Consider the following 17,831-nt stretch of genomic DNA (forward strand, 5'->3'; position numbering starts at 1 on the left):
GCTCTTTGCTGCCCAACGGCACCGATAGCCCACCGGTGAGGTCATGGGAGACGGCAACAGTGTCCGCGTCTCGATATTTGGGAAAGATCGCAATGAAAAGTTACTTTGCATTTCGCTAGTTTCGTCATGACTGAACGACTAGTTGGGAGATTCGCTTCACTGCAGTGCATCTTACGCCGCGCATGCAAGGGTTTTTGCGTCAGAATTAGCGGCACTGCACAAGTCCGGTTTGCCTGAACCGCAGACTGCTGTGTAGGTCGGCACAGCGTGCCCGACGAATTCCAGTATATCTGAACAGGCGATCCTTTCTATATGCCGGATCGTACCCAGTACGCCCGCGCAAATCAGGACTTGCAGGAAGACGATCAAAACATTCAGGAACAGATGCTCTTACCCTTGTCCTGCTCGCTGAAAGTTGGTTTGGGCAGTGAATCAGGGGGCGCCTTTGGCAAATGGTTCGCTCTAACCTGCGATCCGGGCGTGGTTTTCCAAATTAGAGACTGATATTGACCCAAAGCGCCGCTTGAGGTTCTTTCCTTCCCCGCTGACACAACATATAGTGGCTCACAACAACGTGTGGACAAACACGGTACGACTTGGGAACACAAGCATGGCACATATCATTGTGGTCGGAAACGAAAAGGGCGGCGCAGGCAAATCGACCGTGTCGATGCATGTGGCCACAGCTTTGGCGCGGCTGGGACACAAGGTCAGCACACTGGACCTTGACCTGCGACAGCGCAGCTTGGGACGTTACTTTGAGAACCGGGTCAATTTTCTGAATGGCACGGACACGGGTTTGCCTAGCCCGCTTCATCACGACCTGCCCGAGATCGATGCCAGCAAGCTGAAGCCCGGCGAAAACATCTATGACCACCGGCTGTCCGCCGCCGTGGCCGAGTTGGAAAGCGACAGCGATTTCATCCTGATCGACTGCCCAGGCTCGCATACCCGCCTAAGCCAGGTAGCGCATTCGTTGGCGGATACGCTGATCACGCCACTGAATGACAGTTTCATCGATTTCGATCTGCTGGCGCGGATCGATTCAAAGGGCGAGAAAATCCTGGGCCCGTCTGTCTATTCCGAGATGGTCTGGAACGCGCGGCAATTGCGGGCACAGGCCGGACTGAAGCCGATCGACTGGGTGGTCGTACGCAACCGGGTCGGCACGCAGCGTATGGTGAACAAGGAAAAGATGCAGCGCGCCATCGAGATGCTGTCGCAGCGCATCGGGTTTCGCGTCGCCTCGGGCTTTTCCGAACGGGTCATTTTTCGCGAGCTGTTCCCGCGCGGCCTGACTTTGCTGGATCTCAAGGATATCGGGGTCAAACAGTTGAACATCTCGAACATCGCAGCGCGGCAGGAGTTGCGCGACATGATGCGCGAGTTGAACCTGCCGGGCGTTGAGATCGACTTTTAACTTGCTGGCGTGTAGATCGTGAACAGCTCTTTGGGCTCGGACACGCCGCGCAGCATGTAACGGCCCACCGAGACAAGTTCTTGCGCACAAGGCTGTGCCGCACTGGCGACGTCGTCTGAAATCAGAATCCTTTGCCCCAACGAGCGGTGCATTCCTGCGATCCGTGCGGCCTGATTTACAGCAGGGCCGATCACCGTGAAGTCCAGACGGGTTTCTGAACCAATATTGCCATACAGAATCTCGCCAGAGTGCAGCGCCAGCGTAAAATTGGCGACTGGTTGCCCTGCAGCCTGCCGTTGGGCGTTGAGTTCGGCCATCCGAGTCTGCAGCAACGGTACAGCGGACAGGGCGGCACGGGCATCCGCGTCAATCTCTCCCACATCGAACATGGCCATCAACCCGTCGCCCATGAATTTCAGAATGTTCCCACCGCTATCGTGAACCACACGAACAGCCACCGCCAGGTAGTCATTCAGCATTTCGATAATATCCAACCCGGGCAGTTCCTCGGACAGGTTGGTGAAGCCTTCCAGATCGAAATTCCAGATCACCGCATCAATCTGCTGCAAAGAACCACGCCGGATTTCACCGGACAGGACACGCCTACCTGCATCCCGCCCCAGATAAACACGCAACAGATCGCGTGCCAGTGTCTGGTTCTTGGCTGACTTTAGCGCCAACCCCAGATGTGGCAGGACCTCGCGGATCAGGGACAGATCTGTGTCCTCAAACCCTTTGGGTGCATTGCTGGTCCACGACATCAAAACACCATCGGTAGCCTTTTGCGCCCCGTTCGGGCGCACTTGACCGGAGCTTTCAAAAGAAACACCTGTCGCATAATATTCCGTGGCACCGACCTCTCGCAGGTCATTGAGCAGGGGAAACCGACTGGATTCATTCTGCTCGTAAAGTTTCACCCGAATTTCGCCCAAATCCTCGTGTAGCAACGCATAAAGCGGGCTGCTTTGCCACTGCTCACTGGGCGTATCCGTGTTTTCGAATTTCTCGGATTCACCACCTTTGTCATGGTACCAGCTATACCCGGTTCCGCCATAGACCGGGTGCAGCGTCGACTGCGCCGCGTGAAACCGCATCAGCGGGACGCCCATCTCGACAAGTCGGGTGCAGAACTCTTCCAGCAATTCTTCTTGCCCGGCGCCTTCAAGCCCTTTGGTCACCAGCCAGTCGATCAGACTGGTCGCAGGGGCCGTCGCGGGATCGAATGACGTCATGTTTTTGTCCATATCAAGCATGTGAAACATCTGGGGGTGCCGCGGCAGAATTACCAGTAGTTAGTCCATCGCGGCAAGACGTCGGAGCATGCGGCGTAGCAGCGCTGCTTCGTCTGTGCTGAACAGGTTTGCCAGCTTGGCGTCATACTGTTCCGCGATCCCGCGCAACTCGTGATAAACCGTTTTACCCGCCGGTGTCAGCGTCAACCATTCCACCCGGCGGTCATCCTGATGCCGGGTCCGGGTCAAGTATCGACGTTGTTCCAGCTTGCGAACGGCGCGGCTGATTTTGGTTTTGTGGATTTTGGCACGTGCACCAATCTCTTTTGCTGTCATCTGGCCGAAAACACCTAGATGAAACAGTACCCGCCATTCAGTCCTCAGCATGCCATAGCGATTCTTATAGACCCGCTGAAAATCAAGAGAGCTTTCCTCGGCCGCCTGGTTCAGCAGGAACGGCAGGAAATGTTGCAGTTCAAAATCATCTTTTTTGTCAGAGTCATCGTTTGTCATGCTTGTTAGTTACAAAAACAACTATTATTCGACAAGTAGCAAACGGAGGAACACACGATGAATCGTCCGCCAAACCCACATACGATGACACAGGCCAGCACGCCTGTTGGAACCCATGCAGGCTATATGCCCGGCTTTGGCAACGACTTTGAAACCGAAGCCCTGCCCGATGCTCTGCCGCAAGGCATGAACAGCCCGCAAAAGTGCAACTATGGTCTTTACGGAGAGCAGCTGAGCGGCACCGCCTTCACTGCCAACCCGCCGGAGCGCACATGGTGTTATCGCATTCGACCCTCGGTAAAGCACTCTCACCGCTACGAAAAAATCGATCTACCTTACTGGAAATCCGCCCCCTGCATTGACCCGGACGTGATCAGTCTGGGTCAATATCGATGGGATCCGGTTCCGCATTCAGACGCCGAACTGAACTGGCTGACCGGCATGCGGACAATGACGACCGCTGGCGACGTCAACACTCAGGTCGGTATGGCCAGTCATATCTATCTGGTCACGGAATCAATGGTGGATGACTATTTCTTCTCGGCCGATTCTGAATTGCTGGTGGTTCCGCAAGAGGGCCGTCTGCGGTTCGCGACCGAATTGGGGATCATTGATCTGGAACCCAAAGAAATCGCGATCATCCCACGCGGGTTGCTTTACCGCGTCGAGGTTCTGGACGGTCCGGCGCGGGGTTTTGTTTGCGAGAATTACGGACAGAAATTCGAGTTGCCGGGGCGCGGTCCGATTGGCGCCAACTGCATGGCCAACCCCCGCGACTTCAAAGCACCTATTGCCGCCTTTGAAGATCGCGAAGTACCTTCGACCGTCACCATCAAATGGTGCGGCCAATTTCATACCACCAAGATCCCTCACAGCCCGTTGGATGTCGTCGCCTGGCACGGCAACTACACACCCTACAAATACGACATGCGCAATTATTGCCCGGTCGGCGCGATCCTGTTTGACCATCCGGACCCGTCAATCTTTACCGTGCTCACCGCGCCTTCGGGGCAGCCGGGCACGGCGAATATCGACTTTGTCCTGTTCCGCGAACGCTGGATGGTGATGGAAGATACTTTCCGTCCACCTTGGTACCACAAAAACATCATGTCCGAGCTGATGGGCAACATTTACGGCCAGTACGACGCGAAACCTCAGGGCTTTGTTCCTGGCGGGATGAGCCTGCACAACATGATGATCCCACATGGCCCGGATAAGGAAGCCTTTGAAAAAGCATCTAACGCCAACCTGGGTCCTGACAAGCTGGACCAGACCATGTCCTTCATGTTCGAAACCCGGTTCCCTCAGCATTTGACGCAATTTGCAGCGACCGAGGCCCCGTTGCAGGATGACTATATCGATTGCTGGACATCGCTTGAGAAGAAATTCGACGGCACACCGGGCAAGAAGTAACCGTTCTAATTTCCAAGGTTTGGAGAAAACATGCCTTTGATGAAATCCTGGGTGATCTCGGCCAACGATGCCGCGCATCCGTTTCCCCTGAATAACCTGCCCTACGGGGTCTTTTCGATCGATGGCGGTGAACCCCGATGCGGCGTTGCAATCGGGGACATGATCCTCGACGTCACGGAGGCAGAAGCGGAAGGGGTTATCGTGCTCGCAGATGAGCCGCTGTTCGATCTGCCCTTCTGGAACCCCTTGATGGAGGAAGGGCCAGCTGTTTGGGCCGCTTTCAGAAACCGCGTGACAGCCCTTCTGGCAGACGGGCCAGAGGAGCAAAACCAAGTCGCACCCTTGCTGGTCGCGCAAAACACTGCCCAGATGCATATGCCATTCGCAGTCAGTGAATACACCGATTTCTACGCCGGCCGGCATCACGCGCAAAATGTCGGCACAATGTTCCGCGGCCCAGAAAACGCGCTGCCGCCAAACTGGCTACACATTCCGATTGGCTATAATGGTCGGGCATCATCTGTTGTCGTCTCGGGCACAGATATCCGCCGCCCATGGGGGCAATTGAAATCTCCAGATCAGGAATTGCCTGCGTTCCTGCCCAGCCGCCGCTTTGACATCGAGCTTGAAATGGGGGCAATCGTCGGTACCCCATCTGACGGCCCGATCACCGTGCAAGAAGCAGACGACAATATCTTTGGCTATGTCGTTCTGAACGACTGGTCTGCACGAGATATCCAAGCCTGGGAGTATCAACCGCTCGGCCCGTTCCAGGCCAAGGCAACCGCGACCTCGATCAGCCCGTGGATTGTGACCAAAGCCGCGTTGGAACCGTTTCGCTGTGAAACGCCCAGGCGCGCTTTCGAGCTGCTTGATCACCTGAAGGATTGCGGCCCGATGCTTTATGACATTGATCTGTCCATCACTATGGCGCCAAAAAACAAAGAGGCGACCGTGATCGGCCAGACAAATTACAACCAGATGTACTATTCCGCAGCTCAACAACTGGCACACCACACAACCTCTGGGTGCCCCATGAATACCGGTGACCTATTGGGATCGGGTACTATTTCCGGCCCGACCAAACCCGAACGGGGCTCACTGTTGGAACTCAGCTGGGGTGGGAAAGAACCCCTAACGCTGGACACCGGTGAAACACGCAGCTTCATCGAAGATGGCGACACACTGACACTGTCTGGCGCGGCCCGTGGCGATGGTTACACAATTGGCTTTGGCGATTGCACCGGTACCATACTGCCCGCGCTGGATGACCCATTTAAAAGATAAGCACCCAATCTTCATCTTTTCCCAAATACTCCCGCCGGAGGCGGTTTCCAAAAGGATAAGTCGATGACCAAAGCATTCGCGTCCCAGGGGGACATGACTGACAAACAAACTTCATTCACCGAAGTTGGTGACGGGCTCTACGCTTTCACGGCCGAAGGCGACCCGAATTCCGGTGTCATCATCGGCGATGACAGCGTGATGATTGTCGAGGCGCAGGCCACCCCGCGCCTTGCAAATAAGGTGATCGAATGCGTGCGCTCTGTCACCGACAAGCCTATCACCCATGTCGCGCTGACCCACTACCACGCGGTGCGTGTGCTGGGGGCCAGTGCGTTTGGTGCGCAACAGATCCTCATGTCCGACATGGCCCGTGCAATGGTTGTCGAACGGGGTCAAGAAGACTGGGACAGCGAGTTCCAGCGCTTCCCACGCCTGTTCCAGGGGCATGAAAGCATTCCCGGCCTGACCTGGCCGACCACAACATTCAGCGACACGATGACCGTGTATCTCGGCGACCGCCGGGTCAATCTGATGCATCTGGGCCGGGCCCACACGGCGGGCGATATCGTGATCCATGTGCCGGATCAGAACGTGATGTTCACCGGCGACATCGTCGAATACCACTCGGCCTGTTACTGCGGCGACGGTCATTTCGGCGATTGGGGCGACACACTGGACGAGATCAAATGGTTCGATGTCGACGCGATTGCGCCGGGTCGCGGCGATGCACTGCTTGGTAAGGACATGGTGAGTGCCGCAATCGAAAACACGCGCGACTTCGTGGACAGCACATATCGCCCCGCAGCCAAAGTGGCCGCCCGTGGTGGCACCTTGAAAGAGGCGTGGGACGCAGTACGGGCCGAATGTGACCCCAAGTTTTCGGACTATGCGATCTATGAACACTGCCTGCCCTTTAACGTGTCACGCGCCTTTGACGAAGCACGGGGCATTGATACACCCCGCATCTGGACCGCCCAGCGCGATCTGGAGATGTGGGAGGCGCTTCAAGACTAAGAAAGTCAGCCGACATTGATCCAGATCGTTTTCACGAGCTCAAATCGATGAAACCATGAACTCAAGGCCGTTGGTGCACGCCGCCAGCGGAATTGCAAAGCGACCTTTGGCGCAGCTGCTTGGGGGAAAGCCCATGAACAAGATTTTCGAAGTTCCACTTTATGCCTATGAACGCAGTCCGGATCAGGACGCCGCAACACCTGTTCGACACAAGGTGATCGTGATCGGCGCCGGGCCAGTGGGTCTGGCAGCTGCGATTGATCTGGCGCAGCAAGATGTCGAAGTTCTGGTCCTAGACGACAATGACAAAGTCAGCTTCGGAAGCCGCGCCATCTGTTTTTCCCAGCGTACGCTGGATATTGCTGATCGGCTGGGCTGCGGGCAGCGCCTACTGGACAAAGGTGTGCGCTGGGACCGTGGCAAAGTGTTTTTCGACGACCGCCAGGTCTATGATTTCAATCTGCAGCCCGACGAGGGCTTTGCGAACCCGGCCTTTATTAACCTGCAGCAATACTATGTGGAAACCTTCCTGATGGATCGGCTGCGCGCGTTGCAGGCTGAAGGCGCGCCGGTTCAAATACGCGGACGCAACAAGGTCGAGGCTGTCGGTACCCATGAAGATCATGTCCGGTTGGAGGTCGAAACCCCGGAAGGCCCCTATACAGTCGAAGCTGACTGGCTGATTGCCTGCGACGGGGCCAATTCGCCCACACGGCGGATGCTGGGGATCGATTTTGACGGGCGTGTATTCGAAGACAATTTCCTGATCGCGGATGTGATCATGGAGGCGGACTTTCCGTCTGAACGATGGTTCTGGTTTGACCCGCCCTTTAATCGGGGCCAATCCGCGCTGTTGCACAAACAACCGGACAATGTCTGGCGGATCGACCTGCAATTAGGTTGGGATATCGACAAGGAACGCGAGAAACGCCCCGAGAACGTGATCCCCCGCCTGAAAGAGATGCTCGGCGAAGAGGTCGAGTTTCAGCTTGAATGGGTCTCGATCTACACGTTCCAATGCCGCCGCATGGAAAGCTTCAGACAAGGACGCGCGATTTTTGCCGGGGACAGTGCGCATCAGGTCAGTCCCTTTGGGGCACGGGGGGCAAACTCGGGCCTGCAGGACGTCGACAATCTGTGCTGGAAACTCAAACTCGTGCTGGATGGCGACGCCCCCGAAAGCTTGCTGGACAGCTATGATTCCGAACGCATTCAGGGCGCAGACGAGAACATTCGGAAATCCAGCCGCTCGACCGATTTCATCACGCCCAAATCCGATATGTCACGGGTGCTGAGGGATGCAGTTCTGGACCTGAGCGAGCATTTCGAATTTGCCCGTCCCATGGTGAATTCGGGACGGTTGAGCGAACCCTGCACCTACGACGGGTCCTCCCTGAATTCAGCCGATGCGCTGGATGGGCCTGCCCAAACGCGGCCCGGTTCGGCCTGTCCGGACGTACCACTAGGTGGCGATTTTCTTTTGCCCAAACTAGCCGGACAGTTCACCCTGCTGACAATTGACGCGGATGCGCCAGAGATTTTGCAGGAAGACGGGATCGAAGTCAGACGGCTGGCACTATCGGTCAAGGATGACATGACTCTGGCGCTCAAACGGCGCTATCTGGGCGATGCCCCCAGTGCGGTCTATTTGATCCGCCCGGATCAGCATGTGGCCGCGCGGCGCGACACCTATGAAGAAAACGCGTTCCGGCATGCAATCCGCCGGGCCAGTGGGAAGGAGTAACCGAAATGGCTGATCTGATCCTCACCCCGAATATCGATAATGCGGATGACTTCTATGCCGACCTGTTGGCGGCGCATGACGGAATAGATAAAGTCGACAGCGATGCGCTGAACGCGCGGCTGGTTCTGGTTCTGGCCAATCACATCGGCGACAACGCGGTTCTGGTCCAAGCGATCAACGCGGCACGCCTGAAGATGACTTAGCGAGGAATTGTGTGAGCAAGACTGTTCTTTATGATTTTTGGAGATCCTCGGCCAGCTATCGGGTCCGAATTGCGCTGAATTTGGCCGGGATCTCATATGACACAGTCGTCGTTGACTTGGTCAGCGGAGAGCAAAAGGGCGACGCGCATCGGTCACGCAACCCGCAAGGTCTGGTCCCCGTTTTGGAGATCGACGGGTTGAGACTGACCCAATCCCTGGCCATCATCGAATATTTGGACCGCACACGACAGCTAAACCTGTTGCCCGAAAACCCGGCAGATCGCGCCAAAGCGCAGGCGCTGGCCCAGTCGATTGCGGTGGACATACACCCGATCTGCAACCTTGCAGTCGCCAAACATGCGACCGTGCTAAGCGCGGATGCCAGCAATATGCCCGGCGCATGGATGCAACACTATATTCGGCCCGGGCTGGAAGCGTTCGAAGCACTGCTAGCTGAGTTCACGCAATCGCCTTATTGCACAGGCACACAACCCGGGCTCGCCGATCTGTGCCTGATCCCTCAGCTTTTTAACGCCCGCCGTTGGGAGGTTGATCTGTCACACTTGCCACGCCTGTTGGCTGTCGAGGCAGCCTGCAGCGATCATCCCGCCTTTGTCGCAGCCCGTCCCGACCAGCACGCGCCAGCATAGCAAATTTTTGTGGCGTTCAGCACAGACCCTGTGTGCTGGTGCGGGTAGCCCAGAGCGGCGATTGGACCTAGCTTTGTTTCACTACAAAATGAGGTTCAGATGTCAGAAATCACCGGCTATCACGCGCATATCTATTTCGACGCAGACACCCAACCGACAGCGCAACAGATCTGCGAAGAGGCAGCGCACCTTTTTCCAGTCCAAATGGGACGGATGCACGCGCGAAACGTTGGACCGCATCCCCGCTGGAGTTGCCAACTGGGTTTTGCGGCAGACGCGTTTGATCAGGTCATTCCATGGCTGATGTTGAACCGACAGGGGCTCACGATATTCACCCACCCGGAAACCGGTGATCATCTCGCGGATCACCGTGATAGAGCCATATGGATGGGCGAGATGCTGGACCTGGATTTATCCATCTTTGACAAGGTTCACACCTAAACCAGGGCGCGCGCCTGATCCCGCAGAACGAACTTCTGAACCTTGCCCGTTGACGTTTTTGGCAAGGTTCCGAACACCACCGATTTTGGCGTTTTGAAATGGGCCATGTTGTCCCGGCAAAAGGCGATCAGATCTGCTTCAGTCACCGATGCTTCCGGCTTTAGCTCGACGAAGGCGCACGGTGTTTCGCCCCATTTCTCATCCGGTCTGGCCACGACTGCGGCCTCCATCACAGCAGGGTGTTTGTACAGAACGCCCTCAACCTCGACGGATGAAATATTCTCACCCCCGGAGATGATTATGTCCTTGGATCGGTCTTTCAGCGCGATGTAGGCATCGGGATGCATGACACCCAAATCACCTGAGGCGAACCAGCCACCAGCAAAAGCCTTATCCGTGGCTTCGGGGTTCTTCAGATACCCTTTCATCACAACGTTGCCCTGCATGAAGATCTCACCCATGGTTTCGCCGTCTGCTGGCACCGGGTTCAGCGTTTCCGGATCAGCCACCATCAACCCAGACAAGGCGGTGTATCTGACACCCTGCCGCACTTTGAGCGCAGCGCGTTCTTCGGCTGTCTTGTCATCCCATTCTTCTTTCCACGCGCACACAACCGATGGGCCGTAGGTTTCGGTCAGCCCATAGACATGGGTCACTTCGATACCCATCGCCTCCATCGCCTCGATTACCGCTGCGGGTGGCGGGGCACCGGCGGTCATCACCTTGATCTGGTGGCCGAAGTCCTTGAGGTGATCCGGCGCATGGGCGAGCATGTTCAACACAATCGGCGCGCCGCAAAAATGGCTGACTTTTTCATCCCTGAAGGCCGCATAGATCGGTTCAGCCCGCACCGCGCGCAAACAGACCGAGACCCCGGCGTTGGCCGCCATGGCCCAAGGGAAACACCAGCCATTGCAATGAAACATCGGCAGCGTCCACAGGTAGACAGAATGCTTTGGCATATCCCAGTCCAGAATGTCCGACTGCGCATTCAGCGTGGCCCCACGATGATGATAAACTACTCCCTTTGGGTTGCCGGTTGTTCCCGACGTGTAGTTCAGCGTGATTGCGTCCCATTCATCGGCGGGTAGTGACCAATTGAATTCCGGGTCACCTTCGCCCAGCAATGCGTCATAGGTCAGATCGCCCAGACGCACGCCGCCATTAAAGCTGGGATCTTCGATATCGATGACCAGAAGGTCGCGCTCGACATGCTTCAAGGCCTCTTTAGCGACTTCTGAAAACTCAGGATCGACGACTAGCACCTTGGCTTCCGCATGGTTCAGAATGAACGCAATGACCGGCGCATCCAATCGCGTGTTGATCGCGTTCAGAACCGCCCCTGCCATGGGCACGCCAAAATGCGCCTCATACAACTCGGGGATGTTGGCTGCGATGATCGAAACGGTATCCCCCAGTCCCACGCCCCTTGCATTCAGGGCGCTGGCCAGCCGGCGGCAGCGGGCGTAGGTGCCTGCCCAGGTGTATCTGCGATCGCCGTACACCACCGAAGGGTAATCCGGATACACCTGCGCGGTGCGTTCAATAAAACTGAGCGGTGACAGAGGCGTGTAATTTGCGCGGCATTTGTCCAAATGACGTTCATAGATGTTAGGGTCAGTCATCCGCCAATCCTCCGTTATCGCAGTGCGCGCGACTTGAGCATAAAGTTACCCGTCTGACAAACCCGTAGAAATACGTCGGCCGTTTCGACTGGCGATACGGGATGGTGTGATCTGGCCCTATCTACATCCGGTCTTTCGCGGTGATCTGAAGCATCTTAAACACATGCAGGGAGGTGGTCATTCCATCTCCCGCACACCGCATCTCATTGAAAGGACATGTCATGGACGGCACGTTCAACGAAAACGATCTTTCCCGCGTGGTCGAGGCCGACCGCGCCCATATCTGGCACCACCTGATCCAGCATAAACCCTTTGAAACCAATGATCCGCGCATCATTGTCGAAGGAAAAGGCATGCGGGTCTGGGACCAGAAGGGCAAAGAGCATCTGGATGCGGTCTCGGGTGGGGTCTGGACTGTGAACGTAGGCTATGGTCGCGAATCGATCTGTAAAGCGGTCTACGACCAGTTGATGAAACTGTGCTATTTCGCGAATTCAGCTGGTTCGATCCCCGGTGCCCTGTTTGCAGAAAAGCTGATCGAAAAGATGCCAGGAATGAGCCGGGTTTATTACACCAACTCCGGCTCTGAGGCGAACGAGAAAGCCTTCAAAATGATCCGCCAGATCGCACATAAGCGCTATGGCGGCAAGAAGACCAAGATCCTGTATCGCGACCGTGACTACCACGGCTCGACCTTGGCAGCGATGTCGGCAGGTGGTCAGGACGAACGCAACATGCAGTACGGCCCCTTTGCACCGGGTTTCGTGCGCGTGCCCCATTGCATGGAATACCGCAAGCACGAGCTGGACGGCGCACCAGAAGAGAACTTTGGTGAATGGGCGGCCAACCAGATCGAAGAGGTGATCTTGCGTGAAGGCCCCGAGACTGTTGGCGCCCTGTGCCTTGAGCCGGTCACCGCTGGCGGCGGCGTGATCGAAGCGCCCGACGGGTATTGGCCGCGCGTGCAGGAGATCTGCAAGAAATACGATGTCCTGCTGCATATTGATGAGGTCGTCTGCGGCGTTGGCCGTACCGGCACCTGGTTCGGTTATCAGCAATACGGCATCCAGCCCGATTTCGTGACCATGGCCAAGGGTGTTGCCTCGGGCTATGCGGCGATTGCGTGCCTTGTGACCACCGAAGATGTGTTCGACATGTTCAAGGACGATGCCGCTGATCCGATGAACTACTTCCGCGATATCTCAACCTTTGGCGGCTGTACCGCTGGTCCGGCGGCCGCGATCGAGAACATGCGAATCATCGAAGATGAAAATCTGCTGGGCAATTGTGTCGACATGGGCGATCGCATGACAGCGAACCTGCAGGCACTGATGGAAAAGCACAAAGTCGTCGGCGACGTGCGCGGCAAGGGCCTGTTCCTGGGGGCCGAGTTGGTCGCGGACCGGTCATCTCGCGAACCTGTTGACGAGAAGCTGGCACAAGCGGTTGTGGCGGATTGTATGGCGCAAGGCGTCATCATCGGCGTCACCAACCGCTCGGTTCCAGGTCGCAACAACACGCTGTGCTTCTCACCGGCACTGATCGCAACAGCGGATGATATCGATCAAATCACCGATGCAGTCGATGGCGCGTTGGGCCGGGTGTTTGGCTGACCTGATATCTAGGCACCTGCCCTGTTGGAATTGTGAAAACCGGCGCTATCCGCGCCGGTTTTTTCTTTGGAACACCAGAGTTTGTCAATTTCCCGAACTCGGATAGCCTGTGATCACCACATCCCGACGCAGGAGACCCTCTTGATGTTACGCAATCTCGTCGCAGCCCTTATCCTTGCCATCGCCACTCCGGCCTCTGCTGATGACGGCAGCGGCTTTCCGCAGATCGTCGGAACCTGGACCGGCACCTATCTGGTGGCCTTCGCCAAATCGAACCCAAACCACGATAGAGGTCTGCTGCAGACCGAAATGGAGTTGGAGATCACGAAGCTGGATGGCAACCTGATCACCGCCACCAACCGCTGGCGGCGGATCGGTGACAAAGACTGGATCGTCGAAGAAGCAATGGGCACCTTCAGCCTGGATGACCCAACCCGCTTTGTTCTGGCCGAGGCCGGGATATCGGGCGATGATGTTTCAGCGGGAATATTCAACGGCGTTTATCTGGATGACGTGATTATGATCACCTATGCCGGACCCGGTACGGGCGTGGCGTTTGCGGCCCAGTTGGTGAAGAAAGACCCCAGCAATTAGGTACGAGGCTCCGCTAAAGTTAACTATGCACGCCAGCAGAATTTTGGCCGCCATCGTACTTCTTGCTCTTATACCTCCACTGATGCAGACTTTAATCAGGAAGGATGTCTGCTTCACCGCTTAGCAAGTTGGCAGACCACCCAGCGCGACACCATTCTTTGAGAGGAGTGTGTCATGGCATCCAAAACTACAGGATCCCCACCACCGGAAAACCTGAGGCCGCAACATGCGGCCGGGCCCCAAATCAATAAGGTAACTACGGGTGATATCACAGCATCGCTGAATGCAGGGTTTTCCGACTTTCTGGCGCGTCCCTTCATGAGCTGCTTCTTCGGTTTGTTCTATGCGGTTTTCGGAATCCTGATGGTTTGGAGTCTGGTCTGGCTCGGCAAGATCTGGATGATCATTCCTGCCATCGTAGGCTTTCCGCTGGTCGCGCCCTTTGCCGCTGCCGGGCTTTACGAAATGTCCCGGCGGTTGCAGAACGGAGAGAGTTTCGGCTGGTCAGAAATCCTTACCGTGATGGCCAATCAACGCAAACGCGAAATGGGATGGATGGCCTTTGTCACCCTGTTCATTTTCTGGGTGTGGATTTACCAAATCCGGCTTTGGCTGGCGATCACCCTGCAGAACGCATCCTTTTCGGATTTTGAAGGGTTCTTGAATACCGTATTCTTCACATCTCAGGGCTGGACCTTCCTTGCCATCGGCACCTGCGTCGGCGCATTTCTGTCGGCGGTACTATTTTCGGTGACCGTCGTTGCCATGCCCATGCTGCTCGACCGGGAGATCAATTTCGTTTCAGCCATGTTAACGTCCTTGCGCGTCGTTGCGGAAAGTCCGGGTGTCATGCTCACTTGGGCAGCGATCACCTCAGTTACGATACTGTTGTCGCTGGTCCCAGCGTTTTTGGGCCTGATTTTCACCCTGCCGATCCTGGGCCACGCCACGTGGCATCTTTATCAACGGGCGATATCACCAGCGCAGGAGTGATCTATCCGAGCATCACCATGGGCGTTGTGGGCATTATTTTGCCGGAGTGTTGCTGAGTTCACTTTCGGCTATCAACAAAAAAGGCCGCCCCATACAGGACGGCCCTACATTCACTGTCTCTCTAAAAGACAATCAGGCGGTCAGAGCAGCCTGTGCCTGGGCGACGATCGCGCCGAACGCTTCCGGTTCGTGCACGGCCAGGTCGGCCAGAACTTTGCGGTCCACTTCAATACCGGCCAGAGTCAGGCCGTTGATGAAGCGGGAATATGTCAGAGCCTCGTCATGGCTGCGCACAGCGGCGTTGATCCGCTGGATCCACAGCGCGCGGAAGTTGCGCTTGCGGTTCTTACGGTCACGGGTTGCGTACTGGTTGGCCTTGTCGACGGCCTGAGAGGCAACCTTGAAGGTGCTTTTGCGACGACCATAATAGCCTTTTGCGGCCTTGATGATCTTCTTGTGACGGGCGTGGGTTACGGTTCCACCTTTAACGCGGGACATCTCTAAATCTCCTCTTAGCGGTCGTAGGGCATGTAGCCCTTGACGATCTTGGCGTCGGGGGCGGACAGGGTGGTGTTGCCACGGGCATCGCGGATGAATTTCTTGGTCCGCTTGATCATACCGTGACGCTTGCCGGCCTGGCCAGCAAGGACCTTACCGGTCGCAGTCACCTTAAAGCGCTTTTTCGCGCTCGACTTTGTCTTCATCTTAGGCATTTCCGTCTCCTTTCGGGGTTCGGTACTAAACGCGACTCGGCATGCCACATTGGCCGGTCACGCGATCAGAAGCGCCGTTTACGCAAGTTCGGTCATACTGGCAAGGGGGTTTGGACCAGAATCTGCGGTTTTTGCAGGTTGGTCAGGCACCGGGGCGACAAGGGCCGCCCCGGTGGTATGATTAATGGCCGAATTTACGGATTTCACCGCTCTTCAGTCTTTCGCTATAGGAGGCAAGCTCCTGACGCACCACTTTCATCAGGAAGTAGAGCGCAAAGACGTTCACAACCGCCATCGCGAAGATCGCCGCATCCGAGAAATCGATGACCGGGCCGAGGTTGGCGGCGGCACCGATGACCACGAAGATACAGAAGATGACCTTGAACACCAGTTCCTTTGTCTGGCCTTCGCCGAACAGATAGGTCCAGGCTTTGAGGCCGTAGTAGGACCAGCTGATCATGGTTGAGAAGGCAAACAGAACCACTGCAATCGCTAGCACGTATGGGAACCAGCTGAAGGCGCTGCCAAAGGCCGCTGAGGTCAGGCTGACACCCGAGTTGCCATCGACAGTGGCAATCGCGTTGCCTGCTTCGTTGAGCATGTATTTGCCGGTATCCGGATCGACGATCAGCTGCTGGGTGATGATGATCACCAGCGCAGTCATGGTACAGATCACGACCGTATCGATGAACGGCTCAAGCAGCGACACGAAGCCTTCGGTGATCGGCTCTTTGGTCCGAACCGCCGAGTGTGCGATGGCCGCAGAACCAACACCTGCTTCGTTCGAAAACGCCGCACGACGGAAGCCCTGGATCAATGCACCGACCATGCCACCGGCAACGCCCAGGCCGGTGAAGGCACCAGCGAAGATCTGACCAAAGGCCCAACCAATCTGATCGGCGTGCATGATGATGATCACCAGTGCCGCTGCCACATACATGACCCCCATAAATGGCACGACCTTCTCGGTCACGCGCGCAATGGATTTCAGACCGCCAACGATCACCATGAACACGATTGCCGCAAAAACCAGACCGGTGATCCAGCCGGGATAGTCGCCGGTAATGCCCGCAATCTGCTGATGCGCCTGATTGGCCTGGAACATGTTGCCGCCGCCCAGCGCACCGAGGATACAGAAGATTGAGAACAGAACCGCCAGTATCTTGCCGCCCGGCAGACCCAGCTCGTCGAACCCTTTGGACATGTAGTACATCGGACCACCGGACACTGTGCCGTCATCATATTCGTTCCGGTACTTCACACCCAAAGTACATTCGGTGAATTTCGACGCCATGCCCAGCAGGCCTGCGACGATCATCCAGAACGTGGCGCCCGGCCCGCCGATACCCACGGCGACGGCCACACCAGCAATGTTGCCCAGACCGACCGTACCCGAGAGAGCCGTGGCCAGGGCCTGAAAGTGGCTGACCTCACCCGCATCGTTGGGATCAGAATAGTCGCCTTTAACGAGGCTGATCGCGTGGCTAAAAAACCGGAGCTGCACGAAGGCAAAGTAGAGCGTGAACACAGTGGCCGCAATTACCAGCCACCCCACGATCCATGGGAATCCCGTTCCTGGAAACGGGGCAAAGATAAAGCTGACAAACGGTCCTGTCAGATCAGCGAAAGCTTGGTTGATTTTATCATCGAGGCCAGGCGCCTCTTGCGCGGCTGCCGCGCTGGCCGTGAAAGCCGCAATTGCGGCGGGCAGGCCCAGTTGTTTTAGCGTTTTCATTCTTGCGCCTCCCTCAATTCACAACCGTGACCGGAACATCTGCGTGCATCACCAGATTTTGGGTCGAGCTGCCAAACAGGCGTTTCTTGAACCCATCCGCCGAAGCCCGGCCAACGACGATTTGCACACCGCCGTTCTCAACCGTTATGGAATTCAGCGTTTCCGCCACGTCTCCGTGACGCACTATTCCATGTGCTTCAAATCCGGCTGCTTTCAGAGCGTCGACAGCCGGCGTGACAATGCGTGTTGTCGCCAGATCAACCTCTTCTTCGCGCCGCTTGTGACGCTGTGCGTTTTCTTCCGGTGTTTGGAAAGTGTAGGGGGACCATTCGATTACATACGCAACCAGAAGTTCGCATGTCCCGATCCGCTTCGCCAAGTCTTTGGCAAATGCGATCGCGCGCTCTCCGGTTTCTGTCCCGTCCAGTCCTATGACAATCTTTGTTGTCATCTCGTTCCTCCATTATTGTTAATTTCACCGGGGCCCGTGCCCCCGGCAGAGCAGCCGGAACTTGGAACATTTGGCTTTGACTGCCCTTAGGTCATTTATCAGGAAATTCTACCTGAAAAGGAAACTCATTTTGTCGAATTCGCTCATAAGTGTCATAAAATGCTGAAAATCAATGCTTTTTTGAGCACCA

Annotated in this window: 18 protein-coding genes; 11 read left to right on the forward strand and 7 right to left on the reverse strand. The window is 56.3% G+C overall.

Going from position 1 to position 17,831, the window contains the following annotated elements; all coding sequences use genetic code 11:
* Positions 1-610: 610 nt before the first annotated feature.
* Entirely contained in the window at positions 611-1,420 is an 810-nt protein-coding gene (locus Q1B21_RS19475; protein WP_298937147.1) for a division plane positioning ATPase MipZ, read from the forward strand.
* Here the strand turns inward: Q1B21_RS19475 and Q1B21_RS19480 are convergent.
* Both Q1B21_RS19480 and Q1B21_RS19485 read right to left on the reverse strand, forming a co-directional pair.
* Entirely contained in the window at positions 1,417-2,652 is a 1,236-nt protein-coding gene (locus Q1B21_RS19480; RefSeq protein ID WP_299892324.1) for an adenylate/guanylate cyclase domain-containing protein, read from the reverse strand. The two genes, Q1B21_RS19475 and Q1B21_RS19480, sit on opposite strands and share 4 nt — an antisense overlap.
* 60 nt (positions 2,653-2,712) lie before the next feature.
* Entirely contained in the window at positions 2,713-3,165 is a 453-nt protein-coding gene (locus tag Q1B21_RS19485; RefSeq protein WP_299892325.1) for a MarR family transcriptional regulator, read from the reverse strand.
* A gap of 57 nt (positions 3,166-3,222) precedes the next feature.
* Between Q1B21_RS19485 and hmgA the strand changes: the two genes are divergently transcribed.
* The 7 genes from hmgA to Q1B21_RS19520 all read left to right on the forward strand — a co-directional run bounded on the left by hmgA (position 3,223) and on the right by Q1B21_RS19520 (position 9,917).
* Complete coding sequence (hmgA, locus tag Q1B21_RS19490; protein WP_299892326.1) at positions 3,223-4,578, forward strand: homogentisate 1,2-dioxygenase; 1,356 nt, start codon at positions 3,223-3,225, stop codon at positions 4,576-4,578.
* Between the two features lie 30 nt (positions 4,579-4,608).
* Complete coding sequence (fahA, locus tag Q1B21_RS19495) at positions 4,609-5,865, forward strand: fumarylacetoacetase (RefSeq protein ID WP_299892327.1); 1,257 nt, start codon at positions 4,609-4,611, stop codon at positions 5,863-5,865.
* A gap of 63 nt (positions 5,866-5,928) precedes the next feature.
* On the forward strand, positions 5,929-6,879 hold the full coding sequence (locus Q1B21_RS19500; RefSeq protein ID WP_299892328.1) for an MBL fold metallo-hydrolase: 951 nt from the start codon (positions 5,929-5,931) through the stop codon (positions 6,877-6,879).
* A gap of 133 nt (positions 6,880-7,012) precedes the next feature.
* Entirely contained in the window at positions 7,013-8,623 is a 1,611-nt protein-coding gene (locus tag Q1B21_RS19505) for an FAD-dependent oxidoreductase (RefSeq protein ID WP_299892329.1), read from the forward strand.
* A gap of 5 nt (positions 8,624-8,628) precedes the next feature.
* Positions 8,629-8,826, forward strand: coding sequence for a DUF2783 domain-containing protein (locus tag Q1B21_RS19510; RefSeq protein WP_299892331.1), 198 nt, complete (start codon positions 8,629-8,631; stop codon positions 8,824-8,826).
* A gap of 11 nt (positions 8,827-8,837) precedes the next feature.
* Positions 8,838-9,476 carry a maleylacetoacetate isomerase gene (gene maiA / locus Q1B21_RS19515; protein WP_299892333.1) on the forward strand — a complete coding sequence of 213 codons (639 nt, stop codon included), beginning with the start codon at positions 8,838-8,840 and terminating at the stop codon, positions 9,474-9,476.
* Between the two features lie 99 nt (positions 9,477-9,575).
* Complete coding sequence (locus Q1B21_RS19520) at positions 9,576-9,917, forward strand: DOPA 4,5-dioxygenase family protein (RefSeq protein ID WP_299892335.1); 342 nt, start codon at positions 9,576-9,578, stop codon at positions 9,915-9,917.
* On the opposite strand, the gene Q1B21_RS19525 is transcribed toward Q1B21_RS19520, so the two are convergent.
* Positions 9,914-11,542: an acyl-CoA synthetase gene (locus Q1B21_RS19525; protein WP_299892337.1), complete on the reverse strand. Its 1,629-nt coding sequence runs from the start codon at positions 11,540-11,542 to the stop codon at positions 9,914-9,916. The genes Q1B21_RS19520 and Q1B21_RS19525 overlap by 4 nt on opposite strands.
* A 221-nt stretch (positions 11,543-11,763) precedes the next feature.
* Here Q1B21_RS19525 and Q1B21_RS19530 point away from each other — a divergent pair, with 221 nt between their 5' ends.
* The 3 genes from Q1B21_RS19530 to Q1B21_RS19540 all read left to right on the forward strand — a co-directional run bounded on the left by Q1B21_RS19530 (position 11,764) and on the right by Q1B21_RS19540 (position 14,742).
* Positions 11,764-13,155, forward strand: coding sequence for an aminotransferase class III-fold pyridoxal phosphate-dependent enzyme (locus Q1B21_RS19530; protein WP_298937158.1), 1,392 nt, complete (start codon positions 11,764-11,766; stop codon positions 13,153-13,155).
* Between the two features lie 144 nt (positions 13,156-13,299).
* Positions 13,300-13,749, forward strand: coding sequence for a hypothetical protein (locus tag Q1B21_RS19535; RefSeq protein WP_298937159.1), 450 nt, complete (start codon positions 13,300-13,302; stop codon positions 13,747-13,749).
* A 174-nt stretch (positions 13,750-13,923) separates the two neighbouring features.
* Positions 13,924-14,742 carry a DUF2189 domain-containing protein gene (locus tag Q1B21_RS19540; RefSeq protein WP_299892340.1) on the forward strand — a complete coding sequence of 273 codons (819 nt, stop codon included), beginning with the start codon at positions 13,924-13,926 and terminating at the stop codon, positions 14,740-14,742.
* Positions 14,743-14,874: 132 nt separating this feature from the next.
* Here Q1B21_RS19540 and rplT read toward each other — a convergent pair whose 3' ends face one another.
* From rplT to Q1B21_RS19560, 4 genes are all read right to left on the reverse strand, one after another.
* Positions 14,875-15,240, reverse strand: coding sequence for a 50S ribosomal protein L20 (gene rplT, locus Q1B21_RS19545; RefSeq protein ID WP_120634483.1), 366 nt, complete (start codon positions 15,238-15,240; stop codon positions 14,875-14,877).
* Positions 15,241-15,254: 14 nt separating this feature from the next.
* Positions 15,255-15,455 (reverse strand): 50S ribosomal protein L35, encoded by a 201-nt coding sequence (gene rpmI, locus Q1B21_RS19550; RefSeq protein WP_010443552.1) that lies wholly within the window; start codon positions 15,453-15,455, stop codon positions 15,255-15,257.
* Positions 15,456-15,636: 181 nt separating this feature from the next.
* Complete coding sequence (locus tag Q1B21_RS19555) at positions 15,637-17,190, reverse strand: sodium:alanine symporter family protein (protein ID WP_298937161.1); 1,554 nt, start codon at positions 17,188-17,190, stop codon at positions 15,637-15,639.
* A 13-nt stretch (positions 17,191-17,203) separates the two neighbouring features.
* The gene (locus Q1B21_RS19560; RefSeq protein ID WP_120634485.1) at positions 17,204-17,641 is read right to left on the reverse strand and encodes a universal stress protein; all 438 of its coding nucleotides are present in this window, start codon (positions 17,639-17,641) and stop codon (positions 17,204-17,206) included.
* Positions 17,642-17,831: the final 190 nt, after the last annotated feature.

The organism is uncultured Ruegeria sp. (assembly GCF_947504215.1).
Lineage (GTDB): Bacteria > Pseudomonadota > Alphaproteobacteria > Rhodobacterales > Rhodobacteraceae > Ruegeria.

Bases quoted from the DNA above. Each gene is read 5' to 3' on its own strand.
- Q1B21_RS19475 (WP_298937147.1), top strand. From the start codon at position 611: ATGGCACATATCATTGTGGTCGGAAACGAAAAGGGCGGCGCAGGCAAA.
- Q1B21_RS19480 (WP_299892324.1), bottom strand. From the start codon at position 2,652: ATGACGTCATTCGATCCCGCGACGGCCCCTGCGACCAGTCTGATCGAC.
- Q1B21_RS19485 (WP_299892325.1), bottom strand. From the start codon at position 3,165: ATGACAAACGATGACTCTGACAAAAAAGATGATTTTGAACTGCAACAT.
- hmgA (WP_299892326.1), top strand. From the start codon at position 3,223: ATGAATCGTCCGCCAAACCCACATACGATGACACAGGCCAGCACGCCT.
- fahA (WP_299892327.1), top strand. From the start codon at position 4,609: ATGCCTTTGATGAAATCCTGGGTGATCTCGGCCAACGATGCCGCGCAT.
- Q1B21_RS19500 (WP_299892328.1), top strand. From the start codon at position 5,929: ATGACCAAAGCATTCGCGTCCCAGGGGGACATGACTGACAAACAAACT.
- Q1B21_RS19505 (WP_299892329.1), top strand. From the start codon at position 7,013: ATGAACAAGATTTTCGAAGTTCCACTTTATGCCTATGAACGCAGTCCG.
- Q1B21_RS19510 (WP_299892331.1), top strand. From the start codon at position 8,629: ATGGCTGATCTGATCCTCACCCCGAATATCGATAATGCGGATGACTTC.
- Q1B21_RS19520 (WP_299892335.1), top strand. From the start codon at position 9,576: ATGTCAGAAATCACCGGCTATCACGCGCATATCTATTTCGACGCAGAC.
- Q1B21_RS19525 (WP_299892337.1), bottom strand. From the start codon at position 11,542: ATGACTGACCCTAACATCTATGAACGTCATTTGGACAAATGCCGCGCA.
- Q1B21_RS19530 (WP_298937158.1), top strand. From the start codon at position 11,764: ATGGACGGCACGTTCAACGAAAACGATCTTTCCCGCGTGGTCGAGGCC.
- Q1B21_RS19535 (WP_298937159.1), top strand. From the start codon at position 13,300: ATGTTACGCAATCTCGTCGCAGCCCTTATCCTTGCCATCGCCACTCCG.
- Q1B21_RS19540 (WP_299892340.1), top strand. From the start codon at position 13,924: ATGGCATCCAAAACTACAGGATCCCCACCACCGGAAAACCTGAGGCCG.
- rplT (WP_120634483.1), bottom strand. From the start codon at position 15,240: ATGTCCCGCGTTAAAGGTGGAACCGTAACCCACGCCCGTCACAAGAAG.
- rpmI (WP_010443552.1), bottom strand. From the start codon at position 15,455: ATGCCTAAGATGAAGACAAAGTCGAGCGCGAAAAAGCGCTTTAAGGTG.
- Q1B21_RS19555 (WP_298937161.1), bottom strand. From the start codon at position 17,190: ATGAAAACGCTAAAACAACTGGGCCTGCCCGCCGCAATTGCGGCTTTC.
- Q1B21_RS19560 (WP_120634485.1), bottom strand. From the start codon at position 17,641: ATGACAACAAAGATTGTCATAGGACTGGACGGGACAGAAACCGGAGAG.